Annotated in this window: 28 protein-coding genes; 8 read left to right on the forward strand and 20 right to left on the reverse strand. The window is 45.0% G+C overall.

Annotated elements, in window-relative coordinates:
* Positions 1-169 precede the first annotated feature (169 nt).
* A complete protein-coding gene (locus QMG91_RS25280) occupies positions 170-1,300 on the forward strand; it encodes a fatty acid desaturase (protein WP_281830766.1) in 1,131 nt (376 codons plus the stop codon).
* Between the two features lie 84 nt (positions 1,301-1,384).
* Here QMG91_RS25280 and QMG91_RS25285 read toward each other — a convergent pair whose 3' ends face one another.
* The 5 genes from QMG91_RS25285 to QMG91_RS25305 all read right to left on the reverse strand — a co-directional run bounded on the left by QMG91_RS25285 (position 1,385) and on the right by QMG91_RS25305 (position 4,072).
* Entirely contained in the window at positions 1,385-1,852 is a 468-nt protein-coding gene (locus QMG91_RS25285; protein ID WP_004408719.1) for a GNAT family N-acetyltransferase, read from the reverse strand.
* Positions 1,849-2,178 carry an antibiotic biosynthesis monooxygenase family protein gene (locus tag QMG91_RS25290; protein ID WP_022591288.1) on the reverse strand — a complete coding sequence of 110 codons (330 nt, stop codon included), beginning with the start codon at positions 2,176-2,178 and terminating at the stop codon, positions 1,849-1,851. Before QMG91_RS25290 ends, QMG91_RS25285 begins: the two co-directional genes overlap by 4 nt.
* Before the next feature lie 157 nt (positions 2,179-2,335).
* Complete coding sequence (locus QMG91_RS25295; protein WP_281870269.1) at positions 2,336-2,983, reverse strand: glutathione S-transferase family protein; 648 nt, start codon at positions 2,981-2,983, stop codon at positions 2,336-2,338.
* A gap of 9 nt (positions 2,984-2,992) precedes the next feature.
* Positions 2,993-3,361 carry a VOC family protein gene (locus QMG91_RS25300; RefSeq protein WP_038123323.1) on the reverse strand — a complete coding sequence of 123 codons (369 nt, stop codon included), beginning with the start codon at positions 3,359-3,361 and terminating at the stop codon, positions 2,993-2,995.
* Between the two features lie 15 nt (positions 3,362-3,376).
* A complete protein-coding gene (locus QMG91_RS25305) occupies positions 3,377-4,072 on the reverse strand; it encodes an aspartate/glutamate racemase family protein (RefSeq protein ID WP_281830769.1) in 696 nt (231 codons plus the stop codon).
* 188 nt (positions 4,073-4,260) lie between these two features.
* On the opposite strand from QMG91_RS25305, the gene QMG91_RS25310 reads away from it, so the two are divergent.
* The 5 genes from QMG91_RS25310 (at position 4,261) to QMG91_RS25330 (ending at position 9,898) form a co-directional block, all read left to right on the forward strand.
* On the forward strand, positions 4,261-5,247 hold the full coding sequence (locus QMG91_RS25310) for a helix-turn-helix domain-containing protein (RefSeq protein ID WP_158091134.1): 987 nt from the start codon (positions 4,261-4,263) through the stop codon (positions 5,245-5,247).
* 138 nt (positions 5,248-5,385) lie between these two features.
* The gene (locus QMG91_RS25315; protein WP_281830771.1) at positions 5,386-7,158 is read left to right on the forward strand and encodes an ABC transporter ATP-binding protein; all 1,773 of its coding nucleotides are present in this window, start codon (positions 5,386-5,388) and stop codon (positions 7,156-7,158) included.
* Entirely contained in the window at positions 7,151-8,878 is a 1,728-nt protein-coding gene (locus QMG91_RS25320; RefSeq protein WP_281830773.1) for an ABC transporter ATP-binding protein, read from the forward strand. Before QMG91_RS25315 ends, QMG91_RS25320 begins: the two co-directional genes overlap by 8 nt.
* 64 nt (positions 8,879-8,942) lie before the next feature.
* Entirely contained in the window at positions 8,943-9,395 is a 453-nt protein-coding gene (locus tag QMG91_RS25325; RefSeq protein WP_281830774.1) for a GyrI-like domain-containing protein, read from the forward strand.
* A gap of 152 nt (positions 9,396-9,547) precedes the next feature.
* Positions 9,548-9,898, forward strand: a complete 351-nt coding sequence (locus QMG91_RS25330) for a DUF3147 family protein (RefSeq protein WP_004408705.1) — start codon at positions 9,548-9,550, stop codon at positions 9,896-9,898.
* 126 nt (positions 9,899-10,024) lie between these two features.
* Here the strand turns inward: QMG91_RS25330 and QMG91_RS25335 are convergent, their stop codons facing one another.
* The 5 genes from QMG91_RS25335 to QMG91_RS25355 all read right to left on the reverse strand — a co-directional run bounded on the left by QMG91_RS25335 (position 10,025) and on the right by QMG91_RS25355 (position 14,284).
* On the reverse strand, positions 10,025-10,243 hold the full coding sequence (locus QMG91_RS25335) for a hypothetical protein (protein ID WP_004408703.1): 219 nt from the start codon (positions 10,241-10,243) through the stop codon (positions 10,025-10,027).
* 149 nt (positions 10,244-10,392) lie between these two features.
* Positions 10,393-11,373, reverse strand: coding sequence for an oxygen-dependent tRNA uridine(34) hydroxylase TrhO (trhO, locus tag QMG91_RS25340; protein WP_004408702.1), 981 nt, complete (start codon positions 11,371-11,373; stop codon positions 10,393-10,395).
* A 151-nt stretch (positions 11,374-11,524) separates the two neighbouring features.
* Positions 11,525-12,028, reverse strand: a complete 504-nt coding sequence (locus QMG91_RS25345; RefSeq protein ID WP_281830776.1) for a GNAT family N-acetyltransferase — start codon at positions 12,026-12,028, stop codon at positions 11,525-11,527.
* Between the two features lie 61 nt (positions 12,029-12,089).
* Complete coding sequence (locus QMG91_RS25350) at positions 12,090-12,320, reverse strand: hypothetical protein (RefSeq protein ID WP_004408699.1); 231 nt, start codon at positions 12,318-12,320, stop codon at positions 12,090-12,092.
* 218 nt (positions 12,321-12,538) lie between these two features.
* The gene (locus tag QMG91_RS25355) at positions 12,539-14,284 is read right to left on the reverse strand and encodes a methyl-accepting chemotaxis protein (RefSeq protein WP_281830777.1); all 1,746 of its coding nucleotides are present in this window, start codon (positions 14,282-14,284) and stop codon (positions 12,539-12,541) included.
* Between the two features lie 562 nt (positions 14,285-14,846).
* Here QMG91_RS25355 and QMG91_RS25360 point away from each other — a divergent pair.
* Positions 14,847-15,464, forward strand: coding sequence for a glutaredoxin domain-containing protein (locus QMG91_RS25360; protein WP_004408695.1), 618 nt, complete (start codon positions 14,847-14,849; stop codon positions 15,462-15,464).
* 115 nt (positions 15,465-15,579) lie between these two features.
* Here the strand turns inward: QMG91_RS25360 and QMG91_RS25365 are convergent, their stop codons facing one another.
* The 10 genes from QMG91_RS25365 to QMG91_RS25410 all read right to left on the reverse strand — a co-directional run bounded on the left by QMG91_RS25365 (position 15,580) and on the right by QMG91_RS25410 (position 24,975).
* The gene (locus tag QMG91_RS25365) at positions 15,580-15,726 is read right to left on the reverse strand and encodes a hypothetical protein (protein WP_004408694.1); all 147 of its coding nucleotides are present in this window, start codon (positions 15,724-15,726) and stop codon (positions 15,580-15,582) included.
* A 140-nt stretch (positions 15,727-15,866) separates the two neighbouring features.
* Positions 15,867-16,217 (reverse strand): hypothetical protein, encoded by a 351-nt coding sequence (locus QMG91_RS25370; protein WP_004408689.1) that lies wholly within the window; start codon positions 16,215-16,217, stop codon positions 15,867-15,869.
* A gap of 62 nt (positions 16,218-16,279) precedes the next feature.
* Positions 16,280-17,404, reverse strand: a complete 1,125-nt coding sequence (locus tag QMG91_RS25375) for an ABC transporter ATP-binding protein (RefSeq protein WP_281870270.1) — start codon at positions 17,402-17,404, stop codon at positions 16,280-16,282.
* Between the two features lie 12 nt (positions 17,405-17,416).
* Positions 17,417-18,859, reverse strand: coding sequence for an FGGY family carbohydrate kinase (locus QMG91_RS25380; RefSeq protein WP_281830780.1), 1,443 nt, complete (start codon positions 18,857-18,859; stop codon positions 17,417-17,419).
* A 5-nt stretch (positions 18,860-18,864) separates the two neighbouring features.
* Positions 18,865-19,701, reverse strand: a complete 837-nt coding sequence (locus QMG91_RS25385) for a carbohydrate ABC transporter permease (protein WP_022599303.1) — start codon at positions 19,699-19,701, stop codon at positions 18,865-18,867.
* A complete protein-coding gene (locus tag QMG91_RS25390; protein ID WP_281830782.1) occupies positions 19,698-20,636 on the reverse strand; it encodes a carbohydrate ABC transporter permease in 939 nt (312 codons plus the stop codon). Before QMG91_RS25390 ends, QMG91_RS25385 begins: the two co-directional genes overlap by 4 nt.
* 275 nt (positions 20,637-20,911) lie before the next feature.
* Complete coding sequence (locus QMG91_RS25395; RefSeq protein ID WP_022591275.1) at positions 20,912-22,192, reverse strand: ABC transporter substrate-binding protein; 1,281 nt, start codon at positions 22,190-22,192, stop codon at positions 20,912-20,914.
* Positions 22,193-22,277: 85 nt separating this feature from the next.
* Positions 22,278-23,243 (reverse strand): transketolase family protein, encoded by a 966-nt coding sequence (locus QMG91_RS25400; protein ID WP_022602440.1) that lies wholly within the window; start codon positions 23,241-23,243, stop codon positions 22,278-22,280.
* A complete protein-coding gene (locus QMG91_RS25405; protein WP_281830785.1) occupies positions 23,240-24,073 on the reverse strand; it encodes a transketolase in 834 nt (277 codons plus the stop codon). Before QMG91_RS25405 ends, QMG91_RS25400 begins: the two co-directional genes overlap by 4 nt.
* The gene (locus QMG91_RS25410; RefSeq protein WP_004408322.1) at positions 24,070-24,975 is read right to left on the reverse strand and encodes a MurR/RpiR family transcriptional regulator; all 906 of its coding nucleotides are present in this window, start codon (positions 24,973-24,975) and stop codon (positions 24,070-24,072) included. The genes QMG91_RS25405 and QMG91_RS25410 overlap by 4 nt, the downstream gene beginning before the upstream one ends.
* Before the next feature lie 249 nt (positions 24,976-25,224).
* On the opposite strand from QMG91_RS25410, the gene QMG91_RS25415 reads away from it, so the two are divergent.
* The gene (locus QMG91_RS25415) at positions 25,225-26,397 is read left to right on the forward strand and encodes an AGE family epimerase/isomerase (protein ID WP_281830787.1); all 1,173 of its coding nucleotides are present in this window, start codon (positions 25,225-25,227) and stop codon (positions 26,395-26,397) included.
* Positions 26,398-26,468 lie beyond the last annotated feature (71 nt).

Consider the following 26,468-nt stretch of genomic DNA (forward strand, 5'->3'; position numbering starts at 1 on the left):
TCCAGAAATGCATTGGTCGCAAACCAAAGTTTGTCGCTCAACCATTAGTTGCTAAGCTTTATAGAACACGATCATAACTTCCATTTTCTTACACTTTGAATCTTGACTTACACGTGTACGCTGAATATATTCTAGTGAACACATGTAAGCTGAAATGGAATTAAATAAAATGTCTGAAACCGAAAGCAAACCTCCTCTGATATGGCTGAATGTCAGCGTATTTTCTATCAGTATGCTTCTGGCTGTTGTCGGTGCTCCCCTATACGGCTATGCCTTTGGTTACGGATGGGAACACGCTTTTTGGCTGGTACTGACTTTTAGCTTTTGTAACCTCTCCATCACTGCCGGATACCATCGCCTTTGGTCTCATAAAGCGTATGATGCTCATCCAGTAGTGAGATTTGTGTTTGCGTTAGGCGGCGCGTTTGCTCTCCAGAACAGCGCATTACATTGGTCTTCAGATCACCGGGTGCATCACCGTCACGTCGATATCAACGACAAAGATCCGTACTCTGCCAAGCGTGGATTCTGGTTCTCACACATTGGCTGGATGCTCAGACATTACAACAAAGCCACCTACTCCGACTACTCCAATTGCCGCGACTTACAGAAAGACCCCATCGTAATGTGGCAGCATAAGTATTACGTTCCACTCGCCATTCTTATAAACCTGGGCGTTCCAGTCCTGCTTGGATTAATACATGGAGACGTATGGGGAATGCTATTGGTAGTTGGTGCCGTTCGTCTGGTACTGAATCATCACACTACGTTCTTTATCAATTCTCTGGCCCACATTTGGGGCAGCCAACCTTATACAGATAAAAATACCGCGCGAGACAACGGCTTTCTTGCCTTTCTGACGTTCGGTGAGGGGTATCACAATTACCACCATATCTTCGAAAACGACTACCGTAATGGCATTCACTGGTGGCAATACGATCCAACTAAATGGATGATTCGCCTGTTTTCGTTTGTTGGATTGGCGAACCGGTTAACTCGTTGCCCGCCGATTCGAATTGAACGGGCAAAAATTCAGATGCAGCTAAGAAGAGCCAGAGCTCAGCTTCAGAACAGGCCTCAATCGGCGACGTTACTCAGTTCGTTGCAAGCCGAGTACGATCTCTTGTGGAAACAAATGCAGGAATATTATGAGGTGAAGAAGCAATTGATGGAGGCGAAAAAGACTGATCTGACGAGAAAGTACGAAGCCTCACTGCTCAAGATTCGATACCAGCAGGTTCGCCATACTCTAAAACTTAAAAAGCAGAACTGGAACCGACTCGTGGCGGAATACGCCTAGATAGCTGTTTGTTGCGAAAACTTCAGTGCAATAAAAATGCTCACCAGAGGTGAGCATTTTTGTTTTCTCTAACAACCGAAAGCGCTATTGAACTGTTTTTTCCATCAGGAAATTGGTCAGTGTTTTACCACGGATTTCAACTTCTTGTTGTTGAATCACTTCGAAACCAAAATGCTCATAAAACGGGCGAGCCGTAATACTGACTTCAGAGTAAAAACGCTTAATCCCTTTTGCTCGACCAACAGAAAAAATATGATTCATCAGCGCGGCGCCGACGCCTTTACCCTGATGCATGTGATGGCAAAAGAAGTGGTCAATCAGACCATCTTTTTGAAGATCAGCATAGCCCACGACTCTGCCATCAAGCTCGGCGATGAAAGGTTCAATAACGTTCATGCGTTTTTGCCAGCGTGCAAGTTCGAAGCGTTCGGGAGCCCAGGCTTTTACTTCATCTTCCGTGTAATCCCCTAAGTTCACTTTTCGAACCGTGTGGAAAAAGAGTTTCCATGTTGCACGTGCATCCTGCTCGTTGTAATGGCGAATGAGGATCATGATGCCTCCTCAAACGAATAGTCACGTTCAACCTTCGCTATGCGGGTTTTGTATTCAGAATACCACTGCTGCCTGCCTTGCTTCTGAGCTTGCAGGTGCTCAGCGTTGGCTTTCCAAAGTTTGATCGATTCAAGATCCTGCCAGTACGAAACCGTGATACCCAAGCCTTCACGTGCTGATTCAGCACCCAAAAAGCCCGGTTGCTCTTCTGCGAGCTCCATCATTCTGGCGGCAGCATCACCATATCCAACATCATTCTTCGACTTGACGGAACTGAATATCACCGCGTAATACGGAGGCTCCGGTGTGTTTGCAATCAACGACATAAACTTACTCCTTCACATGCACCCAAGCTTTTCGGGCACCAAGTCTTTCCCTTTCAAATGAGGGAATTGCTTCCATAAAAGACGATAATTCGCCTGAAAATTGTTTTGGGTTATTGACCTTTCAAACTGATTTTTTGCAACGAAAGATCAATAGACCCTAGTAATCTTCTCTGGCTTTCAGTTCAGAGAAGTCACTCATAACCCACTTTTGATACCCGCTTCTTTGTTTTAATTTGAGGTACCATTGGTTTACTTTCTCAGGCAGGGAAATTTCCAGCCCCTGCTCGGTTAATCGATAAAGCACAGCCCCTACACAGATGTCAGCCAGTGACAGCTGTTTTCCTGCAAGGAAGCCCTCTGCTAAACATTCTTCTATCGTTTCCAGCGCTTTTAAGCAAGTCTGAATATCCTGTTCTATTTGCTCAGGATTCTGCTTGTGAGCGGGCATTCGGTAGAAACCCCAGAAGGTCCCCATAAAAGCTGGCTGAAAAACAACCTGAGACCAGTCCATCCAGCGTTCATATTCTGAGCGCTCAAAAGGCGACAAAGCCTCACCGTATTCCGCTGCCAGATATCGAAGAATACTGTGTGATTCCCAGATAACTCTTTCACTGTCAAAGCTGGGATTGTCATCGACAATAACCGGGACTTTCTTCATCGGGTTCAGGCGAACAAACTCTGGCTCATCTAGCCCGCCAAAGCGTCCACCAAGTTCAGTTAGCGAAAATTCCACTCCAAGTTCTTCGAGATACCAAAGCACTTTCTGAACGTTAAATGAGGTTTTTCGCCCATATAAAGTAATCACTGGTATTCCCTATACATTCTGTGCAATGCGCCATAACACGCCGCAAGGATCTGTCACAACAAAATCGAGCATTCCCCATGGCTGTTCTACTACAGGCGTTACCTGCACCTGATATTTCTCTTTGATTTGTTTTTCGGTTAAGACCTGATGCCAGGCTTTTGCATCTTCCACCTGAAGATGCATCATAAATTCAGAGATATGCTGCGCTTCGGGTAAATCTTGAAGTAAAAAGTTGTGCTGCCCTAAAGAGAAAAACGCAAGATTACCCATGTCATTTTTAAGCTCAAAGCCCAAGTCCTGATAAAACGCCTTACACAATTCATAATTTGTAGTCGGGATAAAAGCTTTAATATCAACAGTGTTTAAGTTCACAGTCATTGTCATACTCGTTGGTTAATCGGAAAGTGCAAATTCAACAGCACTTAAGGCATGCAACTCTGTTGTGTCAAACAAGGGGGTATCGGTATGTTCTTGTTTAACCAGCAATGCGATTTCGGTACAGCCAAGAATCACGGCTTCTGCTCCATCAGCTTTGAGAGACTGAATCACATCAAGATAAATGGCTCTGGATGTATCGAGGATTTTGCCGTGACATAATTCTTCATAGATAATTCGGTGGACATCGTTTTGTTGCTCTTGGTTAGGTACCAATACCGATATCCCAAACTCTTGCTCAATACGACTACGATAGAATTCTTGTTCCATGGTGAACCGGGTGCCAAGCAACCCAACCTTTTTCACACCATGAGTCTGAAGTGCCTGCCCTGTTGGATCTGCAATATGGATAAGAGGAATAGTGACCGACGCCTGAACTTCTGACGCAACTTTGTGCATGGTGTTGGTACAGATAAGAATGCAGTCGGCACCTGCCGATTCAAGCGACGTTGCAGCGTCCGAAAGTATGGTAGCCGTTGCAGCCCAATTGCCTGCTCGCTGAAGCTCTTCAATTTCTGAAAAATCAACGCTATACAAACAAATTTTTGCGGAGTGAAAGCCACCTAGCTTCTGGTTGGTGAATCGGTTAATGGCTTGGTAATAACTGACTGTTGATTCCCAGCTCATGCCCCCAATCATGCCAATCACTTTCATTGCATTGACCTCCTATCAAAATTTCCGTACCAAATTAACAAAGACTCAACAAAAGTTCGATATAAATATGCATGTTATTGATAAATTTTCAAAATGGCTGTTCAAAGACAGACCAATGTCATTTTGCCTGCTCAAAAATGTATCTTTTCTTGTGTTACAGAAGAGTAAATAATAACCTCACAGTATTAATGATAACTACTCTCAATAGCATGAACGGATTCTATCGCTTCCAGTTTGACCACATTGAAATGTATGACCGTGTAAGAGAAACGGGCTTTTACGGTCTGGATACTTCCTTTGGTGTCATCAAAGTCAATCAGTATGAACTGGATAGCGGATTGAGAACGGGCATCATCGATGGCAAGTTTAACCGCCCGGTTGAGATGTATTCTGAAGAGGGAATGGCACCAAAAGAGCTGACCATCTTTGTCAGCACCGGAAACTGCTGCGAGTGTTATTTACGTTCCCTTGATCGGCGCTTTTTGATCTCTCCAAATAAGGTCGCGATATACTTCGCAGATGAAGTATCGGGCTACACACGCTCTCAGGATGAGAAGTTTCAGGGCGTTTCTATTAATGTGTCTCTTGATGCTATTCAGGCTCTGATTGAAAGCTACAAATGCAAAGAACTTGAGCGCTATTTTTCCCCTGCTTTTCAGAGTCAGCCCAGACCTTTCCTGTATACTCTGGACGCCACGGAATCCATCATCGCCATAGCTCACCAACTGCTTGCGTGCTCTTCCGAGACACTAGCAGAAACTCTTAAATATCGTGGTCTAAGCTGGCAATTGCTTTCACTCACATTAGAGGAAATGGCACCAAAGCAAACCTGTTCCGGTAAGTTAAACCAAACGGATGTGAGCAAGATTCATCAGGCTCGCGATATTCTGCTTAATCGCATGGAAGCGCCACCTTCCCTTAATGAATTAGCCCATGAAGTAGGCTTGAATGATTTCAAACTCAAACTGGGTTTTAAAGAGATATTCAATCAAACCGCTTTCGGCTGCCTGCATCAGCAACGCATGGAAAAAGCGCGCTCAATTTTGTTGGAGCAGCGGAGCAATATAATCCAGGTAGCTAACGAAGTGGGTTACCAAAACCACGGTCATTTCTCTGTGGCTTTTAGAAAGCACTTTGGACTCACACCAAGAGACTACTTAAAACTGACCCAGTAGATAACGTCAGTCCTTAAGACAAAACCTCTTATTTTTATATTTATTTTCAAATAGTTAAATAAATCCTTTATTGAGCAGACCTTTTCCTTTCTTCACGTCAGACTTGGCTAAGTTTGAAAAAAGGAAAAAGGAACTTCAATGAATCAGGAAGCTCTGACCAGCTTGCGCTGGCTCTTTCAGGTCTCTGCAGAGCACAAGATCAAGTTGGTTTTATCTATGATTTTATCGGCGGCAAGTGCCTTATGCGCACTTGCCCCGTTTTATTTCGCCTACCTTGTTTTAGAGCAGCTTTTAAGTGACCAGTTTGATGCGACACAAGTATGGAACTGGGCGGGTTTAGCCGTGCTTTTCATGATCGGTCGCTACCTGATGCTATTGGGTGCAGTTATGCTGTCACACAAATCGGCATTCGCCATTCAGTATCGAATTCGCGCACTGGCGTTAGGTCATATGGCAAAGCTGCCTATGGGGTTTTTCAGTCGAAAAAGCTCTGGCGAAATTAAAAAGATTCTGTCTGAGGATGTCGATCGGGTTGAGCTGTTTGTGGCTCACCACATTTCCGATTTGGTCACATCCATCATCACACCTTTAGCGGTATTTGTATTCTTACTTTTTATTGATGTTCGCATGGCACTGGCTGCTTTGATCCCTATCCCATTGGCCATTTTCAGCCAAATGAGTATGTACAAAGGGTTTGAAGAAAAATCGCGCCACTACCATGAATCTTTAGAAAATCTCAATGTGAGTGTGACTGAATACCTGCGTGCAATGCCTGTCATCCGCGCATTCAACGCGGGTGGAAAACCACACAAGCTATTCACTACTAGCCTTGATAGCTACCACAAGTTAGTGGTGAGCTGGATTCAGGATGCAGGCTGGCCTTTTGCCGCTTTCAAAACATTGCTAGACAGTGGATTGGTGGTCTTACTCCCTATCGGGGTGTATTACTGGTCTCAAGGTTCACTGGACGTTGCAAGCTTTACTCTGTGCATCCTGTTAGGTGTGGGCATGATGGAGCCTTTATACAATTTAACCATGCTAACAGGGCACTTGAGCCAAATATTTGAAGGAGTGACTCGACTTCAGTTTTTGATGAAGCAGGAACCACTGTCAGAGCCATACAAGAGCGAAACGGTTTCTAACTTTGGCGTAGAATTCGATCAAGTCGGCTTCCGATATTCAGAAGAATCTAACCTGGTACTGAATGATGTGTCTTTCAAACTAGAACCGGGAACCATGACAGCGGTTGTAGGACCGTCAGGTTCGGGTAAATCAACGCTTGCCATGCTGGTCGCCAGATTTTGGGATACCCACGAGGGTGAGATTCGAATTGGTGGACAACCAATCAGATCCCTTTCACCCGGTTACCTGATGGAGAATACGGCTTATGTTTTCCAGGACAGTATCATTCTGAGTCAGTCAGTCCATGACAATATCACCATGGGCAGCGCGGCATCAGATCAGGATGTCATTAATGCAGCAAAAGCCGCTCAGGCTCATGACTTCATTATGGCGTTACCTCATGGCTATCAGACCATGTTAGGTGAAACCACAAACTTAAGTGGTGGTGAAAAGCAGCGCATTGCGATCGCCAGAGCGATGCTAAAGAACGCTCCTATTCTGATTCTGGATGAAGCTACTGCTTACGCCGACGCTAACAATCAGGCTTTGATTCAGGAAGCACTAGCTTCACTAATGAAAGGCAAAACGGTCATTGTGATCGCTCATCGGCTCTCCACGATTGTTGATGCCGACTCCATTCTAGTGTTGAACAAAGGCTCTCTCGTCGGACAGGGCACCCATCACGAGCTGTTGGCTCAGTGCTCGGTTTATCGAACTATGTGGCACTCTCACCAAGCCTCACGTGAATGGAACCTGTCGACAAAAGAAGAGGAGCTGATCGATGCTTAATCAAATGAAAACGCTGACAGGGACGCAAAACGAAGGGCTAACCCGAAATGTCCTTGTTGGATTCTGCGAAGCGCTGTTAATGGGACTCCCTTTTGTCCTTGTCTATCTGGTCGTAAAAGAAATGTTCTCTCCGACGCCAGACTTAGAATACATCTGGGTGTGTTGCGCCATCATGGCTCTCTTGTTTGCCGTTCGAGTTGTTGTTGCCCGTAGTGTAATGGTGAGCAATCAGATATTTGGGTACGATGCCGGAGTAAACATACGCCGTAATCTGGCGGCAAAGTTGAAAAGAGTTCCAATGGGCTATCTGCTCAGGGTGGATCCCGGCAGCCTGAATTCCACCATGCTTCAGGACGTCACTTTCACCGAGCAGATCTTCTCGCACCTGTTCTCGCAATTGGTGATTACCATTAGTCTGGTTGCTTTAGTTGCCATCGGGTTGACCTTCGAGGACTGGCGCCTAAGCCTAGCGATGTGTATCGGGCTACCTATCGCAATCGTAACCTTCGTTCTTCTTAAAAAAGCAGGCGCAGTCCTTAGTCGCGCTTTACTGGATAAAGTCGCGGAGATGACCGGATCGTTAATGGAATACATTCTTTCCATTAAACTATTGAAAGCTTACAACCTGGCTGGCAAGCGCTTTTCCAAACTGGATGATCAGTTGAAAGACATTCAAAAAATGAGCCTCAAACACGAATTTGTAGCCGGAGTCGCCCCTCTCGGATTTGTTTGTCTGGTAGAACTTGGCTTTGCCACCATGCTTCTGACTTTGGTCTATCTTTACGTTGGTGGCGATTTACAGCCACACGTGGCTGTATTGTTTATGATCGTGTCCAGCCGCTTCTTCAGACCTTTGATGTCTATTGCCATTTTCCTTGCCGAGCATAGCTTTATGCAACAGGCAGCCAATCGCATTCAGGAAGTTCTTGATGCGCCAGAGTTACCACAAGGTCAAACTCAAGATACTCTCAAACCTACCATTGAGTTCGACAATGTGAGCTTTATGTATGCCCAGGAACCCGTTCTTAATTCCGTCAGTTTTCGTTGTGAACCCGGTACATTAACGGCATTGGTCGGTCCTTCAGGTAGCGGAAAGACCACCATTACCAGCTTGATCGCACGTTTCTGGGATGCCCCTCAGGGACAGGTACGAATTGGTGATCACCCCGTAGACAGCCTGACTGCCGAATGCCTTGCCGATCACATCAGCATGGTGTTTCAAGATGTCTACCTCTTCCATGACACCATTTTCAACAACATCACTATTGGAATGACAAACCCGAGCAGAGAACAGGTAGAAGAAGTATGCAAAGCCACCTGCTGCTGGGACTTCATCTGCGAGTTACCAGATGGTTTGGATAGCATGATAGGGGAAGGTGGAGCGACACTATCAGGTGGTGAAAAGCAGCGGTTGTCTATCGCCCGAGCCATATTAAAAGACGCGCCAATTGTTCTTCTGGACGAGGCGACAGCCTCGCTGGATCCGGAAAACGAATACGATATTCAGCAGGCTTTGAATGCGCTAATCAAAAACAAAACCGTTATTATGATAGCCCACAGGCTGAACACCATTGTTCATGCCGATCAGATTTTGGTTCTCGACAACGGCAGTATTGTTGAGCGAGGTAAACATCAGGATCTTCTGGAGAATCAGGGCTTATATTGTTCACTTTGGGAGGCTCAGCGTCAGGCGCAGGGCTGGAAAATGAAAGCCTCCTGACATCGTTTGTCATATGGGTTCCTTATTCTCTCCTGTGCAAATTCAACCGAATAAGGAATCCGCTATGAGAATGGAAAAAATTGAAAGCTTTGAGGCGCTAGGACTCACTATCCGTACCAACAACCACGATGAAATGAAAACTTCTGGTTTGAAGATCGGTCAGTTATGGCAGGATTTTTATAGTCAGGTAGCCCCTAAACTATCCAGCAATTCCATCGTTTGTGGGGTTTACCACAACTATGAATCGGATCATTTGGGCGATTTTGATGTAACGGCTTGCGCTACAAACCTTTCAGATGACAGTGAATTCGGCACTAACATTGTCAAATCGGGTGAATATCTGGTGTTTTCTAATAAAGGGAAAATGCCGGAGATGGTAGTAGCGTGCTGGCAACAGGTCTGGGCGTTTTTTGCGGACGAAAACTGCGAATATGACCGCGCCTACGATACGGACTTCGAGAAGTATCTCTCGGAAGAAGAAGTCGAAATATACATTGGGGTATTGCCAAAATCCTGATGATTTTCGGCGAATTGGAATCGCTTCAATCCACGCCATAGTCTCTTAATACACTGGTTTGCTTCTAGATCTTGTTTTACCGAATCAGAAATATACGTACTGTATGATAATTGTAGTACCATTCGGTAAAACACTTTAAGAGAGGCTTTGCTATGGCGTGGATAATTACCAAATACCTGCTGACTGCAACTATTGTTGTTTTGGTATCTGAGCTTGCCAAAAGAAGTGATAAGTTGGGCGCTCTTGTTGCTTCACTTCCTCTCGTAACCGTGCTGGCTCTGATTTGGCTCCATTTGGAAGGTCAGCCGAAAGAAAAACTCTCCAATCACGCTTTCTACACCTTCTGGTATGTGGTCGCCACCCTTCCCATGTTCTTAGCGTTTCCAGTATTAATGCAAAGATTTCCGTTTTTCATTTCGCTCGGAATTGGGGTCGTTATAACCATGATTTCGTTCGCGATAATCGTATACGTCGCCCGTTCCCTGGGCATTGATATTCTTTAGGCTATTAGGATCTGTTGACCTGGTTAGTTCATAACCGCCAGATAAAGCACAAGGAATGGTGCCACCAGCCCAAGAAATGCAGCCAGACCCAAGTAATAGAAATACGCATTTTTCATAAATCACCTCTTAAAACGACAAATTTCTTTCATATCGCCCAACGATGTAGGCGACGTAACCTACTTTGAAAACACCTGCGAAAATGATAGTTCCAATGTGAGCAATGGCTTGCTGGATGATGGAGAAGTGGTTGGCATACGGAAAACTGATCAATAACGTAGCCGTCATAATGAGCAAAGAAACAATCATCACTGTTCCACCAATTTCACTGACTCTTTTAAAATCCATACCATCACCTCATAACATGCATTTTAAATACATGTTATGAGGTATTATTAAAATCGTCAATACAATTTGAGAAGAATGAGCTTTATTCAGATACAAAAAATCCCTCCGACATTTCTGCCAAAGGGATTTGTGTCTTTTATTTCAGCCTGTTACTTAGACTTTCTTTGCTGCTCTTTACGAGCCAGTTTTTCTTTTCTTCGCTCAGCGATAACTTGATCCGCCGCACCACCAACGTGAGTTTCTCCACGTTTTAGCGCCAGTTGAACTTGCTTCTCGCGCTCACGGAAACGTGCTTTCTGCTCTTCTGTATAGGTATCTACACACTTAGGACAGCTTACGCCTTTTTCAAAAGCTTCAGATTTCATGTCTTCTGCAGTGATTGGCAATCGACATGCGTTACACATTTCGTAGCTACTTTTCTCGAGCTGGTGATTAACCGCCACACGTCCATCGAATACGTAACAGTCACCTTCCCAAAGGCTCTCTTCTTGAGGTACTTCTTCTAAATACTTAAGAATGCCGCCTTCCAGGTGATAAACCTCTTCAAAGCCCTGCTCTTTCATATAAGCCGTCGACTTTTCACAGCGGATTCCACCAGTACAGAACATCGCCACTTTTTTGTGTTTCGCCGGATCCATGTTTTCGGCTACGTAATCCGGGAACTCGCGGAATGTGTCCGTTTTTGGGTTTACAGCGTTTTTAAAGGTGCCAATTTCGATTTCGTAATCGTTACGGGTATCCACGACAAAAACTTCAGGATCAGAAATCAGATCATTCCATTCATTAGGTTTTACATACGTACCCACCACATGACGAGGGTCGATACCTTCTACACCTAGAGTAACGATCTCTTTTTTCAGCTTTACTTTAGTGCGGTTAAATGGCTGAGCAACGTCAAAGGATTCTTTGTAAACAATATCAGCCAGACGGGAGTCCTGTTTAAACCAGGCAAGAAGCGTATCGATGCCTTCACGAGTGGAAGCCACAGTGCCATTGATGCCTTCCTGCGCAAGCAACAGGGTGCCGCGGATTTCGTGTTTTTCCATCAAAGCCTTAAGAGGCTCACGTAATTCAACATAATCTTCAAGACGCACAAATTTGTACAGTGCGCATACAACATATTCAGTCATGTTCATTCCTATTAGCGGGCTGGATCGTAAATCCAGAGCTGTTTTACTTTAATCGCGCGAAGTATAGCGGAGTACCATCCATACAAACACGGACAAACTTTAAGGATAAGTTATCACGACGTGAACAAATTGATAGCTAGGGTCTGTTGAACTAGTGCTTTGAAATGGAAAAATACACCAGTTCATCAAATCCATAGAAGTTGCTCTCTGGTTCTGGGTGCATTCCCAACTTTTCAAGCACACGAATGGAGGCAAAATTTTGATTGACGGCTACACCGTATATTTTGCTCAGTTTACTCTTTTCAAAAGTAAACGCTAGGCAGGCTTTCGCTGTTTCCTGAGCAACACCTCTCCCCTGAGTTTCGGGTAGGATGGCGTAGCGAATTTCAAAGATGGTTGGATCAGGGGACTCTTCTACACCAACATAACCCAGTTTTTTACCATCACCAGCTTTGTCGAGAACGGTAAATGTACCAAACCCGTGCTTTACCCAATGTGCAATACGGTTTTTGATATTGGTATGGATCTGCTCATCGGTATAGGGCTTTCCTGATGGCAGGTAGCGAGTGACGACAGAACAGGAAAGCAGCTCTCGATAGATATCCAGATCATCTTTCGATGTAGGAACCAGAGTGAAATTTTCTGTCTCGATCATGTGAGTTCCTTTCACGTAGATAGCTGAGGGGTCTTATCCCAGCTTGGCTTTCGTCACTGCATTAATCAGAAGAAAGCGTCTGTTCTTTCTGTTTGCGTTCGACCTGGCTGTACTGGTAAGCAAAAGCTTGGTTTTCAAAGGCAAAAATAGCAGAAAATGAAATCAGCAATGCACTTTTAACCACTTTAAACGTGCCTTTGGCAACTTTTTCAACGGTGGATTTTTCGATGATTCCCGCTTTGACTAAAGCAAAAAGAACCACCCATTTTAGAAGAGAGAGCAATGTAATCATACGTCTGAACAACCTTAGTAATGAACAATGGCTCTTCCTTGACTACACAAATTAGCTTTGTATGAGTGATAGCATTCAAACATACAATACGACATTCCATTATTTTGTAACGCCACGATTATACATAAAAAATATGGGATGTCACTCATATAGATCATACTAAGACAAAAACAAAAATAGGCGCATTTAGCGCCTATTCCATAGTTAACCTGATTTGATTAGCTGACTTTAAATCGACCGACAACGTCACTCAAGCTGCCTGAAGTAGCCGTCAGTTCTCGGTTGATTGTTAAGGTGTCGGATGCATTGTCGTTAAGCTGATGCACGATTTCCTGAATCGCCGCCATATTCTTACTGACTTCATCAGTCACCTGACTTTGCTCTTTCGCTGCTGTCGCAACCAATGAGTTAATTTCATTAATCTCCACAACAGAATCCGTTACCAGGTTCAATGATTCCATGACCTCATTGGTACTTTGCGCCGTTTCTTCACAACTTGAGCGAGTGGACTCCATTGCAGATACAACATTGTCTGTTGCACCACGCAATTTGCCGAGCATTTCGTTAATCTGCGAGGTGCTTTCCTGAGTTCTTGCTGCCAGAGCACGAACTTCATCGGCAACCACAGCAAATCCACGTCCCTGCTCACCAGCTCTTGCCGCTTCAATGGCTGCATTCAACGCCAGCAAGTTGGTTTGTTCTGCAATATCGCCAATCACCTGCAATACGGAGTTAATCTGGTCAGTGTCGTGGCTCATTGTACTGATGGATGTCGACATAGAACCCACTTCATTAATCAGAGAATTCACGTTCTCTACTGCTTGCTGAACGGTTCGCTTAGAAGCGTTGGCATTCATATTGGTTGTGTCTGTCAACTCAGCGGCTTTAACCGCGCTGTCAGCGATCGAGTCTGCGGTCGCACTCATCTCGCTGATTGCGCTGATCGCCTGCTCGGTCTCTTGTGTGTGACCATCCAGCGTAGAAAGGTTAGATTGCGACTGCGTGCTGAGTTTCTCAACAGCCTCATCGATACTGCGGGTGGAAGTCGATACATCTATAAAGTTCTCTTGCAGTTTTTCAATGAACTTATTAATCGAGGATGAAATCGTACCAATTTCATCTTTTGATTTAACAGACAACCTTTGAGTTAAATCACCAGTACCATTCGACAGTTCTGCAACCATATTTTTAAGGGAAAGTAATGGTCGGAATGCCTGATGCAGAGTCAGGGTACTTAACGCAATAACAATCAACCCGATGAGTATTAATACTATCGTGATTTCATTATTCAATAGCGCAGTGTTGTCTCTTATATTTTGAAGATCAACATAGCTATTCAATGTCCAGCTCATGCCATCCATTTCAACAGGGCTGCTTATTTTCTGTAAGTCGCCATCAATTTTATTCGAAAAGATGGTTTGATTAGACGATGAAATCAGTTCCACATAACTGCCTTCAATTGCGTATTTTCGAATTATATCTGAGAAGATAATTAGATTGACGGTATAGAAATCAGCAGAACCACCATCCCTATTTACGGAAATAGTTGAATAAAGTTGTCCATCAATTAATGAAGCCTGGCTCACATCAATCAGTTTAGATTCCATTGCTTTTGCCATCTTAAGGTACTTATCTCGCTCTTCACCTTCGAGCCTACCTTCGTCACCAACGGCAATAACACCTGAAACCACCTTAACGACCTTATCGAACATCGTGGTTTCTTTTACTTCCTGCGGAGTGTCAATCATCATATTTGAGCTAACGGCTAATGAGACGACATTCTTCATTTCATCGGCTATTCGTTCATTCAATAACTTTGTATTGTGCTCTATTTTCTGTACATCAGATTCGTAAATGTACTCACTAATATAGTAATTAACACTAAGATATGAGGTAACGATAGTGATTAAAACTGATAACGAAATCAGAATTATCATTTTTAATTTAAAGCTTACCTTGCTCATAAAATATAGTCCCTAATATATTTATCTAAAAGCGCAACTGACAGCAATTAAAACCTGTTTCATATAAATAAAGTTATTAATAGCCAATTTACATTAACACAAAGAAGAACAATAAATGTGCTATTGCTCACAGCTCAATAAATATTCAAACTATTATCATTTAAATACAGTTTTCAACTTTACTAAAAAGCGCAACGAGTTTAATTAAAAATAATATCTTTAATAGTTAATTAAGTTTCCCACTTTTTTTATATTGCACATAAAGAGGGACAATTAGCACAATGAATAAATAATCCATTCCTCAAAATATGTGAGCATTTCCAAAATATGGCTGACCTTATTTCACGCAGCTAAATATCACCCCGCATTTCGAGCCCAAAATGCAACATAATGAGCCACTAGATAAAAATGATAGTTTTATCTATTTGCTATAATTTTTTGAGCAGGAAACACCCGTTGCTTCCGTTGATTGTCTTTAGGTAAGAAATTTATTTTTATGAGATGAAAGATTTTTTTCGCTATCCGGATCTAATAATCCAATACACATTATGAGGAAATATCCATGCCAAATCCGATCAAAATCACACTTTACCGTTGGGGTGGGAGTTGGGGACCATTCAAAGTCAACATCCCTTGCGGCGAGTGCACGCTAACGAAAGATATCCTGCAAGATACTTTCGACACCGAGTTAGCGGGCATTCCGATTGATCTGGAGATTAAGGATTGGCTTTCTCACTGGTGGGAGCCACTAAAATATGGTGCATGGCACGCCCCTATCCTTGTCGTGGAAGGTAAAGTCGTCAGTCAGGGAGAGGCACTTAACCGCGGCGTCTTAGTGCAGTCTGTGATTCAGGAATGGTCTAAGCGCGACAAATTACGCGGTAACATTGTGTATGGCAAAGCTACCTGCCCTTACTGTGTAAAAGCGAAGCGTTTGTTGGATGATTTGGGCGTGAAGTACGAATACCATGATGTTGTGAAAGAGAGTGCGGCGCTTTATAGAATGATTCCCGAGGTTAAAGCCATTATTGGGGAGAAAACACCGGTGACAGTACCTCAGATTTGGCTGGATGGAGAGTACATTGGTGGCTTTGACAACCTGGATGAACATATCGGAAAAAACGGCTTGCGCCCAGTTCCTGATAATGTGATTGAAATGGAATCGAAAAACGCCAGCTAGTTCTTTTGCGCTTTAGACACCCAGAAAGCTTTGCGCAGACAGCTATGACTCAACGTAAAAGACCCAATCATTTGATTGGGTCTTTTAGTTCGCTCCATCGATCATAACCATATCCTTACCTGGATTTTTTCACCTTCGTTGCAATTCGGCGAAGCAGTGAAACTTTCTCTACTTTTGGCGTTGGTGTGCCGTAAAGTTTCTCTTCAACCATGCGCTTTGCCATTTGATTGGCGACGTATACTGAACCAAGATCTAGACCCATGTGACTTCTCCATAAATGTGATTTGACGCACATTTTACTCTTAACGAAATCAGAATCAATATCTAGATCACACTTTTATTGCAAATCAAGTAACCAACTGATGAGTATAAATTTATGGGCAAGTATACGGCGACAATACGTTACGAACGCTTCGGCTGCTTATAGGTTTTACCCGCCGCCTGATAAGTGTCTCGTTCTTTTATTTCGAACATACTAAAGAAGAACCAGGCAACAAATTTAATTACGTCATCGCCTTCGTTCATTACGTGCTCAACGTACTCTTGCTCTTCCCCCTGCTCGTTTTCCTGAACAGTCACGTGGTAAATACGTTTTTCGCCTTCTACCTCAGCCAAAGCAAACTGTCCGGTTAACGATTCTGCTGCCTGGGCAACTTCTTCATCCTGATGTGCTTTGAGTGCAGTCAAAGCGTCGGGCAGATTACTTTGCTCGCTTAAAGCTTTAACCAGTGTTTCAAACTCTTGTTGTTGCATTCTTTTTACCTTGATTGGGAAAGGGCACATTGTATCCCTAAGTGCACAACAGAGGCTATCCTTTAAAAGCCTTGAGTAAGACGAAATAAGCTTTCTAAAAATCTTTGCGGGAAGACACCCGTGTTCCATGCTGGTCGAAAAGGTGACTTCGTTTTAAGAGAGCCATACACTTTGACTGTTTGCCCTACTAAGACATCTATCGACTCGCCTCCTTTCACAATGATTTCTCTCTCTTCACAATATAGATAGAGGTAACTCTCGCTTCCTAACATTTCCACAGCAAAGAGTTTCCCTTCAAATGAGAAATCCGACTCTTCGGGCGAAAGAGACAAGTACTCAGGTCTGACTCCCAGCGACATGCTCTCCGTTACCTTACTCGTACTTTCACATTGAATACGGTGCTCAGCGCCAAAGAAATTAAACGTGACCAGTTCGTTCCGTACGTCTGTAATTTTTACTGGAAGAAAATTCATAGCCGGAATACCAATAAAGCTTGCGACAAAGCGATTAACCGGGTTGTGAAATATTTCCAGAGGCGTGCCTTGTTGCTCAATTCTGCCTTGGTTTAAGATGACGATTCGATCGGCGAGTGTCATGGCTTCCGTCTGATCATGAGTAACATAAATCATGGTCGCCTGAAGCTTCTGCTTCAGCTTTAGCAACTCAAGCCTCATACCCACTCTGAGTGCTGCATCCAAATTGGATAAGGGTTCATCCAGCAGAAATAGTTTGGGATTTCGACTAATTGCCCGGCCAATCGCCACCCGTTGCCTTTGCCCTCCTGACAGCTCTCTTGGCTTTCGATTTAGTAGATGGGTTATTTGCAAGGTGTCTGATGTGGTTCGGACTCGTTTACGAATTTCTTTTTTGGGCACGCCTGAAATTTCCAGCCCGAACCCGATGTTGCGTTCTACCGTCATATGTGGGTACAAAGCGTAGGACTGAAAAACCATCGCAATAGAGCGGTCAGCCGGCTCTCGCTCCGTCACATCATCGTCGCCGATGTACACTTGCCCATCGGTCACTTTCTCTAATCCGGCAATGATTCTCAGCAGTGTGGATTTTCCGCACCCTGACGGTCCCACCAGCACACAGAACTCACCATCTTGAACTTTTAGGTCGAGAGGAGAAATTACCTGATTGTCACGAAACGATTTACAGACATTGAGCAGACTTAAATTCGCCATATCCTTTCTCCATTACTTTTGAGCTTCAATCGCTTGATTTCGGTAACTTCGCCATTGTTCACGGTAGTCAGACGATAACGGACATGTATCAACCATCTCCAAGGATGAAGTTGGAACCACGATGTCATGGGCTGGCATCTGTGAATCAGCAGCAAGCAAAGCCGCACCAATCGCGCTGGCCTCTGTTTCATTCGTTTTATAACAGGGCACACCCAAGGTGCTTGATATGACGGCCAGTAAGGGTTCAACCCTGGCACCTCCTCCTGAAAACACCAGTTTTTCAACCCTGATTCCGATATCTTCTGCCCGGTTCAGTATTTCGGAAAACTCCAAAGCGATGCCATTAAGCAGAGCCCTGACTAAATCCACTCGTTCTGTATTCAGAGACACGTTATGCCAGGAAGATCGCACATTGTGATTCGGCTGTGGAGCACCAGAGCCAGAGAGAAACGGCAGAAAATGAACTTGGGAGGTAGTGCTTAATGCCTGACTGGAGAGCACTCCAAACTCTTGCCTCGATATTTGATACAGACCCATAAACCATTCCAGCGTGCTCCCTAATGAGGGAATCGTGCCGATGATCTGTTCAGTGTCTCCAAACCCGAAAGGAAACCAGTGGAAATCCCCTGTCCATTGTTTTGGAAACTGCTCTTTTCTCATATTAAATGACAGTACCCCTGAGGTTCCCAGAGAAACAGAAACCGTGCCTTCCAGATGCCCGCCAACGGCTCGCGCTGCTGTTGCCTGATCGCCTGCTCCAACGATAAGAAGAACCAATGTGTTGTTCTCACTGCTTGAACTTTTCAGGCTGATTTTCCCTGCCTCTTCTCGCCCGTCTATTACTTTTGGCAATGCACGTTGTGTTAGCTTCGTTGTCGATAGAATGTCTGCCTGCCACTGACGAGTGATTGGGTCAAAGCACTGCATCCCTGCGGCTTCGTTCGCATCGGTGACAAACAAAGAATCGGGTGCCAATGCTTTTCTTACCGCATCTTTTGCGCAGTAAATTCTGGCGATTTTATCGGGTAATGTGGAGTCCTGAGACACTGCCCACAGCCATTTGGCAAGGGTAAAATCGGGGAGTGGAATATTCCCTGTCATATCCAGCCATTGCTCGCGAGAATAGTTCACGCTAGCCAACGCGTCGCTGCCATCCATATCCAGCCACAGTTTTACCGGAGCAACGCTATTCCCTGATTCATCCACCGCCCAAAAAGTGTGCATTTGCCCTGTAAACCCGATTGCCTCCGGGCACTGGATGGCTAACAACTGTTGCAATAAGTCATAGGCAACAGCTTCCCATCTGCTGGGGTTTCTTTCTGGTTCAGACAATTCGTTGTAGGGTTTCGACGCCGACCAACATACAGCACATTCCGAGCCTGAAATACTTATCAGGACAGCTTTCATTGAAGACGTGCCCACGTCTATCCCAGCGAAAAATCGTTTGTTTTCCATGTTCATTAACCTTTTACAGCCCCGGAAGTCAGCCCACGTACGAATGCCCGTTGAACAACGATATAAAGCACGATAAGTGGAATAGCGATGATTGAAAGAATGGCAAACAAAGCGCCCGGATTCGCCATGTAGAAGCCCGAATATTGCATCGGAATTATGGTCAGTGTTTTCATTTCCGTTTCAGTCATGATCACCAACGCGAGGAAAAACTCGTTCCAGGTGACTATGAACTGCCAGATAGCGACGAACACAAGCGCCGGACGCACCAAAGGAAGAGCAATATGCCAGTAAATCTGCATGGCATTGCATCCATCGACCTTCGCAGCATCAAAAAGCTCTTTTGGCGAATCTTCAAAGAACGCCTTGAGAACCACTACGGCAAAAGGAACACCTAACGCGACATAAGGCAAAATCAGACCGAGATACCGATTCACCCAGTCAAAATTTTTGAGCAAAATTGCCAAAGGTAATACCAGCGAAGCGATGGGCACCATAAGCGTGGTCAGTAAGATGGCGTACATCACCAGAGATCCCGGCAGCTTGAGTACCGATATGGCAAAAGCGAACATCGACGATATAACGATGACCATAGCGACTGTCACTACCGTCACGATCACGCTGTTAAGAAAGAAGACGTGCAGAGGGTTGTCAGAAATGACCGTCACAAAATTATCCAAAGACATCGGCCATACGAACAGTGAAGGATCGAACACCTGAGCTGGCGTACGAAGTGACATGGTAAACATGTACACTTCTGGAATCATCCAGATCATCAGCACAATCAAAAGAGAGAGGTGAATCGCGATACTTCTTCTTATTTCGCTGTTGGCGGGTTTCTTCATGCGTCTTTCCCCCTTTTTTCTCCATCCGGCTGGCTGCCGAGAATGACGATTTGCAGAACGGAAAGGATGAAAGCAATCAGCAGAACCATAACCGACAATGCAGCTCCGATGCCTAAATCACCAATGACAAATGACTGCTTGAAAATGTAAGTGCCAAAAATCTCACTGGCTCTGTTTGGTCCGCCATTAGTCATTAAGAAGACGATAGGGAATGTCTGCAATGTCCCTATGATGCCCAGCATCAGCAAGGATTTTGTTGAAGAAGAAAGCATGGGAATAATGATGGATACCGCCAGGCGAAGCCCTTTAGCTCCATCAACCCGTGCCGCTTCCAGTATTTCTCTTGGCAGATTGGTTAACCCAGCGATGTACATCAGCATCGAAAATCCAGTCCATTGCCAAATGTTCACTATGATAAGCGCGTATATCGCAAAGTCGGGATCCCCCAGAGGAGAATTCGACAGTTGAATCCCTATCATCTTCAGGTACTCCTGCCCTATTCCATAGTAAGGCGCGTAGATCTGTACCCAAATCAGGCTGACAACCGAAACCGATGTCACAACAGGGAGAAAGAAGCAGGTTCTGAAAAAGGCGCGCCAGCGATTGGTGTAGAATTCGATAAAATAGGCGATCGTCCCACCGATAAGCATCTGGACAGGAATCGTAATCAAAGCCCATAAAAACATGTTCTTCATTACTGTCCAGAACACCGGATCCTTCATTACTGACACGTAGTGTTCAAAACCGACAAATTGATCGATTCCACCAGAACCTTCGCTCAACAAGCTTTTGGTGAATACCCAGGCAATGGGGTAAGCGATAAACACCATAAAGATAATCGCTGCCGGAAGCAGAAATGAGTATCTACCCAACCACCGTATGAACGACAGTTGGTATGAACTGGCAACCTCTTTTGTTACAGGTAATGAGTTCATAGACGTTTCACCTTAATCGGTCAGAAAATGACGCATGTAATGTCAGCCATTCACGTGCTTTTTGATGACAAAATAGAACAGAACCTGCCAACCCCAGAAGTGGCTGATCTTTCATGTATAAACGTAATCAGGCTGAGAATGCGCGATATGGGATCGCTTAATTGCCGCATTACGCGTTACTTGTTATTAGCTTAGACGGCTTCAAACAGAAATACTCATTGCGAACTGAAGCCTGAATTGTCTTGTTGAAAGACCAGCCCTTTGCTGGTTACCGCTTATTTCTTCAATACCTTAGCCGTGACGTTCTGCATATCCTGCATCGCTTTTTCTGGTGAAATACTGCCCGCAGCCACACCGGAAAGTGCATTTTCCAGAGCATCAGAAATGGTTGGATTTGCAAATCTCTGGTTCTCGGCAACCGCCAGATCTGTCATAAACCGCGCAGACATGTCATGAACGTGAGCGCTGATGTCTCCTTTTGGTCCATGCCCTTCAAACGCGGGAAGATCATTAAGGTCATTCAGTGCCTGTTGCAGTGCCTCGCCATTCACTAAAGACGCCAGAAACTTCCATGCTGCCGGATTATCCTGACCGTTTTTGGTGAGACCATAACCAATATCTATACCACCAATAGGTGGTGATGCTCGGTCTGAATCAGGCATCGCCGGAAGATGGAAGAAGTCAAATCCATCCATGTTTTGAACGTATTCAGACAATGGTGGTGGAAACTTACTTTCCTGCATCCACCAGGAACCCAATGCCATCATACCCACTCGACCCTGAGCAAATAGCTGCGCGCCAGTCGGGTAAGCATGAGCACCAAGGGCACCGGTTTGGAATACGCCATCGTCAAACAGTTTCTTCCATGACTTCATCGCTTTCACAAGTGCCGGATCTGTCCATTTCGCCTGACCGTATTGTGCTTTTTCGATCAAGCCCGGAGAGTACTGATTCGCTAGCATCAGGAACACATTGATGTTCTGCCATCCATCTGCGGCTCCCTGAAACATCGGAATGTATCCTTTGTCACTGAGCGTTTTGGATGCGGAAACCAACTGACTGTAGCTTTTCGGAACACTTATCCCTAGTTGTTCAAATATCTTCCGGTTGTACCAAATTGCCAAAACTTGCGATTCTTGTGGAAGAATATAGAAGTTTTCATCTCCAACCGGATTCCCCATGCGCATCTGCCGAACGTTTATGGGAAACACATTTTTAATCCAGGCGTCTCCCCACTCCTTCGATGCAAAACCGTTCAGAGGGGCAAGGTGCTCACGATACCGCTGAGTAAACGACCCCGGCTGCAAACCGATAACATCGGGTAACCCTCCCGATACGGCGCCGGCTTTCAGGGCTGTAAGATACTCTGGTGAGTAGTTGTAGTAGGTGTATTTAACATCAATGTCTGGGTTGTTCTTTTCAAAAGCCTCAATGGACTTTTGCATGGTTCCTTGAACAAACCACGACCAGACTGTAACCGTCTCTTTCGCTGATAATGGTGCACTCAGTAACGCTATGAAGAGTGTAGAAAGAGATATTATCCTTCGACTTTTCATTTTGCTGAACTCCTTTTCCATAATTAGCTACTGGCGACTCATCCTTACCGCTACATGAATTGCCAGAAGGCAAATTCGCCGACACTCACGATATCAATGCCGACAGTTTTTTCACCAGCGGATCACCCGCCAGTTCAAATGCTTCTAGTAGTGCATCTGGGTGACCGGACTCTCCAAATCTGTCCTGAACGCCTATCCGATGCAAAACGTGGGAATGGGCACGGGCATCGAGCAACTGACTCACCGCATCCGCCAGCCCACCATGAATTGAATGCTCTTCGACTACTGCAACAGGGGCATCAGTGTTCATCACGATATCCGCCAGTTCACCACCTAAAGGTTTAATGCGAGTCACCGCTACCACCTGAACTTTGAGACCCTTCTCTTCCATCACTTTTGCCGCATCCAGCAGCTTTGAGGTTAATGTTCCTGTGGTGATGACCATTAAGTCACTGCCCGGCTTCATAACCCGATATGCCGGTGTTTCATTTTTTGGTCTGGATTTTTCAGTCAGCAAAGTGGGAGACGGGAAGCGTGATAGCCTGACATAAGTTGGACCTTCGTGAGCCATGATGTCATTCACCACCCACGCCAGATCATTGGCATCAATGGGAGAATAGACCCGAATGTTTGGGATTGACCTCATGATGGCGATGTCTTCTACCGCCTGTTGCGTTGCGCCATCTTCCCCTAAATTGATTCCTCCGTGAAATCCAAAGAATTTAACGTTCAGTTTTGGATAAGCCACGGAAATGGCAATTTGGTCGCATGCTCGTCGTGTCAGAAAAGCCGCGAAAGTATTCACAAACGGAACCAGCCCCATGGTAGAAAGCCCTGCCGCGATACCGACCATATTCTGCTCAGCAATTCCGATGTTGAGGGCGCGATTCGGGTACTGGCTTGCAAATTCAGCAGTCTTGGTCGATTTAGACAAGTCGGCGTCCAGCATATAGACATTTTCATGGGCATTACCGACAGACATAATGGTTTTTGCGTATGCGTCTCTTAGTGAGACCAAGCTATTGGGTTCAAACGGAGTTTCAATATTCATGATGACATCACCTCTTTGCAGGCCGCCTGATACTCTTCATCACTCAATGCATGACTGTGCCAGTCCACCTGATTTTCCATAAACGACACGCCGGCACCTTTGGTTGTATTGGCAATCACTACTTTGGGCTTATCTGCCAACTCATCAGAAGTTGCCCACTGAATAGCGCCCAGTACTTCTTCCATTGACTGACCATCCACTTCGTACACCGCCCACCCAAACGACTCCAGCTTCTCGCGGTAAGGCAGCAGGTTCTGAATGTCTTCCACCCTTCCATCGTTCTGAATGCCGTTTGCATCGAGAATGGCGACTAATTTTCCTAACCCGACACTTCCGGCGTAAGCGATCGCTTCCCAGACCTGACCGCTGTTCATCTCACCATCACCCAAGACGACAAACGCAAAGTGCGAACTATTAATGTCTTGCAAAGCAATTGCCTGCCCAAGCCCCACCGATAACCCCTGACCAAGTGAGCCGGTTGACATTTCAATTTCAAGCAGACGAGAGCGGTCTGGATGACCTTGAAGCCTTGAACCCAGTTGTCGCAACGTTTTCAGTTCATCTACGGGAATCAAACCAGCCAAAGCAAGGACAGAGTAAAGGGCAGGAACGGCATGTCCCTTCGATAAAATGATGTGGTCCCGATCGGTTGTGTGAATCCATTGAGAGTCAGGCTTTACTCGCCCTAGATAAAGTGCGACCAGTATTTCTATGCAGGACAGACTTCCACCGGGGTGACCGGATCCAGACGCGTATATCTGATCAAACACGTATTTTCGAGCGAGCCTCGCAGACTCCTCTAATTCTGATATCTGAGAATGCTGTGTCATGTTTTTGTCCTTTTGGTTTCTTTCAAGAGTTTTCCACGATCCAACGCCCGATTAACTTGATCAGCTATAACCACTCTGCTTGGAGAATCGACGACAAGGCATTGATAAATAACTTCATTAAACATAATTTGCATCATTCGGTTCATCGCCGCATCCATACCATACAGCCCTGTTCCCGGAGGAGTCAGAACCGTCAGATCCGCCATTTCATCGAGCTGAGATCCCGACTTTGCAGTCACCACTAACAGCTTGCTGTTGCGCTCTTTGACGGTATGAGCCACCTCGACCATCTCCCGGGTAACACCCGAATAAGAAATGATGATGGCAAGGTCACTTTCTTCCATCAGTGATGCCTTAACCAACTGGGTGTGGCAATCCAAATCACAATGAATGGATAACCCAATGCGAAGTAATCGCTGATACAAATCGAAAGCTGCAATCGCTGACTGACCTACTCCGAACGTAATGATCCTGCTGGCTGCAAGAATTTCGTTTAACGTATTCTCCAGCACGTCAGACTGCTCCAGCATGTCTGAGAAACGCAATGCGCGAACGGAACAATTGCCAAACACTTTATGGGCCACCTCTATCGCCGTATCACTGGCTGACAAGTCTGGCGAGCTTTCTGGGCTTGACTCAACCTGCGCTTTCATTGCCCTACTGCTTTTCAGAATTTCCATTCTGAGTTCTCGCTGCCCGGTGTAGCCGAACCTTTTTGCAAGACGCCCGATGGTGGCTCTGCTGGCGTTGGCATTCTGGCAAATTTCGTCCGTGCTCAATGTCGCCAGCTTGTATTCCGATAGAGAAAGCAAGTACTCAACTAAGCGACGCTCTGTTGGACTGACTTTGCTTTGAGTCATTCGGTGAATAAGGTTTTCGTTCGATAAATTTGAATCTGTCATCGGCTCTTAGCTTTGACTCAAAATGAATCAATTTGAGTCATTTTTATTGATAATGTAGTTAATATGATTTATAACGACTCACATTGCAACTGTTCAATAAATGACCAATATCGCATTTTTGAAAATCAATTCGAAAAACCACGCAACGTAACTAAGTGCCTTTCTAAAGCTGTTTCGTTGTGGAAGTTCTGATGAATCACGGTTCATTGCTGAGCACTTAATGACGTAGGTCGAACTCATGGAGGAGTAATGGAAAGCATTGAATTTCAAGCAGCTCGGTGTCGCCGATGGCTAGAGCAGCATGCGTTACCTTTATGGCTTGGAAAAGGGTTTGACGAAAAAAATGGGCTATTCGTCGAAGGGCTTTTGACGCCGGGACAAACGTATTTTGAACCGGAAATTCGATTCAGGGTGCAGCCTCGGCAAGTGTATGTCTATTGCCATGCAACTAAGCTGGGCATGATCGATGGACTCCCTCAAATTGAATCTGCCGTAACGAAAGGATTTCCAAAGTTTGAATCAGAAAACGGAGGCTATTTCTTTTCGATCAATAACAAACGCGATCCTCACAGCACGGAGACCGAAGCTTACGATATTGCCTTTGCGCTCTTGGGTTACGCATGGCACTTTAACCTGACCAACAGCCAGCAGAGCAAACGTCAACTGGAATCCATCTTTGAATGGTTAGAGCAACATCTGTCGGACAGGCAAAACGGAGGGTATTTTTCTTCCGATACCAACAGAGTATTGCGAAGTCAAAACCCGCACATGCACCTTTTTGAGGCGACTTTGGTTTGTTATCAATTTACTCAGGATCAACGCTGGCTATCTAGGGCAAAAAACCTTTATCAATTGTTTAAAAACAAATTTCTGGGCACAAATTGCCTTCAGGAGTTTTTCGATTCTCAACTGAACCCTAAGCATGAGAAATCAGAGCGTATCGACCCCGGTCATCACTATGAATGGATATGGCTTTTAAACCAATATCAAAATATGACAGGGGAAGACACCAGACAGAAAATTCATACGCTGCAGCAATTTGTTAATCTGTACGGACACAACGAAAATGGCTTAGTGCGGGATGAAGTGCTCATTGATGGTGAAACCCTTCGTTCTACATCGAGACTGTGGTGCCAGACAGAGTACCTCAAGGCTCAAATTGCGCTTTGGGAAACGGACAAGCTAAATACATACCGAGTTGGCATTTCTGAAGCGGTGAACAACATATTCAAGTTCTATCTTGATGAAGCAGAACACGGACTGTGGATTGATCAGGTCGATGAAAATGGATTACCCATTCACTACAAAAGCCCAGCCAGCACCTTTTATCATCTATTCCTCGCCTTCTCTGAATTGATTAGAGTCGCTTCAGAGCCACACTCTGACAGGGCAGAAAAACATACTGAATCCTGTACCTCATAATTCGCTTCTTACTCGCTCTATATTTGTTAAAGTTGGTGGATTCAAAACGATATTGAATGCATAAAACGATA

It is taken from the genome of Vibrio nigripulchritudo (assembly GCF_027924785.1).
Taxonomy (GTDB): Bacteria; Pseudomonadota; Gammaproteobacteria; order Enterobacterales; family Vibrionaceae; genus Vibrio; species Vibrio nigripulchritudo.

Excerpts from the sequence above, each read along its gene's own strand:
- QMG91_RS25280 (WP_281830766.1), top strand. The coding sequence starts at position 170 with ATGTCTGAAACCGAAAGCAAACCTCCTCTGATATGGCTGAATGTCAGC.
- QMG91_RS25285 (WP_004408719.1), bottom strand. The coding sequence starts at position 1,852 with ATGATCCTCATTCGCCATTACAACGAGCAGGATGCACGTGCAACATGG.
- QMG91_RS25290 (WP_022591288.1), bottom strand. The coding sequence starts at position 2,178 with ATGTCGTTGATTGCAAACACACCGGAGCCTCCGTATTACGCGGTGATA.
- QMG91_RS25300 (WP_038123323.1), bottom strand. The coding sequence starts at position 3,361 with ATGACTGTGAACTTAAACACTGTTGATATTAAAGCTTTTATCCCGACT.
- QMG91_RS25305 (WP_281830769.1), bottom strand. The coding sequence starts at position 4,072 with ATGAAAGTGATTGGCATGATTGGGGGCATGAGCTGGGAATCAACAGTC.
- QMG91_RS25310 (WP_158091134.1), top strand. The coding sequence starts at position 4,261 with ATGATAACTACTCTCAATAGCATGAACGGATTCTATCGCTTCCAGTTT.
- QMG91_RS25315 (WP_281830771.1), top strand. The coding sequence starts at position 5,386 with ATGAATCAGGAAGCTCTGACCAGCTTGCGCTGGCTCTTTCAGGTCTCT.
- QMG91_RS25320 (WP_281830773.1), top strand. The coding sequence starts at position 7,151 with ATGCTTAATCAAATGAAAACGCTGACAGGGACGCAAAACGAAGGGCTA.
- QMG91_RS25325 (WP_281830774.1), top strand. The coding sequence starts at position 8,943 with ATGAGAATGGAAAAAATTGAAAGCTTTGAGGCGCTAGGACTCACTATC.
- QMG91_RS25330 (WP_004408705.1), top strand. The coding sequence starts at position 9,548 with ATGGCGTGGATAATTACCAAATACCTGCTGACTGCAACTATTGTTGTT.
- QMG91_RS25335 (WP_004408703.1), bottom strand. The coding sequence starts at position 10,243 with ATGGATTTTAAAAGAGTCAGTGAAATTGGTGGAACAGTGATGATTGTT.
- trhO (WP_004408702.1), bottom strand. The coding sequence starts at position 11,373 with ATGACTGAATATGTTGTATGCGCACTGTACAAATTTGTGCGTCTTGAA.
- QMG91_RS25345 (WP_281830776.1), bottom strand. The coding sequence starts at position 12,028 with ATGATCGAGACAGAAAATTTCACTCTGGTTCCTACATCGAAAGATGAT.
- QMG91_RS25350 (WP_004408699.1), bottom strand. The coding sequence starts at position 12,320 with ATGATTACATTGCTCTCTCTTCTAAAATGGGTGGTTCTTTTTGCTTTA.
- QMG91_RS25355 (WP_281830777.1), bottom strand. The coding sequence starts at position 14,284 with ATGAGCAAGGTAAGCTTTAAATTAAAAATGATAATTCTGATTTCGTTA.
- QMG91_RS25360 (WP_004408695.1), top strand. The coding sequence starts at position 14,847 with ATGCCAAATCCGATCAAAATCACACTTTACCGTTGGGGTGGGAGTTGG.
- QMG91_RS25365 (WP_004408694.1), bottom strand. The coding sequence starts at position 15,726 with ATGGGTCTAGATCTTGGTTCAGTATACGTCGCCAATCAAATGGCAAAG.
- QMG91_RS25370 (WP_004408689.1), bottom strand. The coding sequence starts at position 16,217 with ATGCAACAACAAGAGTTTGAAACACTGGTTAAAGCTTTAAGCGAGCAA.
- QMG91_RS25375 (WP_281870270.1), bottom strand. The coding sequence starts at position 17,404 with ATGGCGAATTTAAGTCTGCTCAATGTCTGTAAATCGTTTCGTGACAAT.
- QMG91_RS25380 (WP_281830780.1), bottom strand. The coding sequence starts at position 18,859 with ATGGAAAACAAACGATTTTTCGCTGGGATAGACGTGGGCACGTCTTCA.
- QMG91_RS25385 (WP_022599303.1), bottom strand. The coding sequence starts at position 19,701 with ATGAAGAAACCCGCCAACAGCGAAATAAGAAGAAGTATCGCGATTCAC.
- QMG91_RS25390 (WP_281830782.1), bottom strand. The coding sequence starts at position 20,636 with ATGAACTCATTACCTGTAACAAAAGAGGTTGCCAGTTCATACCAACTG.
- QMG91_RS25395 (WP_022591275.1), bottom strand. The coding sequence starts at position 22,192 with ATGAAAAGTCGAAGGATAATATCTCTTTCTACACTCTTCATAGCGTTA.
- QMG91_RS25400 (WP_022602440.1), bottom strand. The coding sequence starts at position 23,243 with ATGAATATTGAAACTCCGTTTGAACCCAATAGCTTGGTCTCACTAAGA.
- QMG91_RS25405 (WP_281830785.1), bottom strand. The coding sequence starts at position 24,073 with ATGACACAGCATTCTCAGATATCAGAATTAGAGGAGTCTGCGAGGCTC.
- QMG91_RS25410 (WP_004408322.1), bottom strand. The coding sequence starts at position 24,975 with ATGACAGATTCAAATTTATCGAACGAAAACCTTATTCACCGAATGACT.
- QMG91_RS25415 (WP_281830787.1), top strand. The coding sequence starts at position 25,225 with ATGGAAAGCATTGAATTTCAAGCAGCTCGGTGTCGCCGATGGCTAGAG.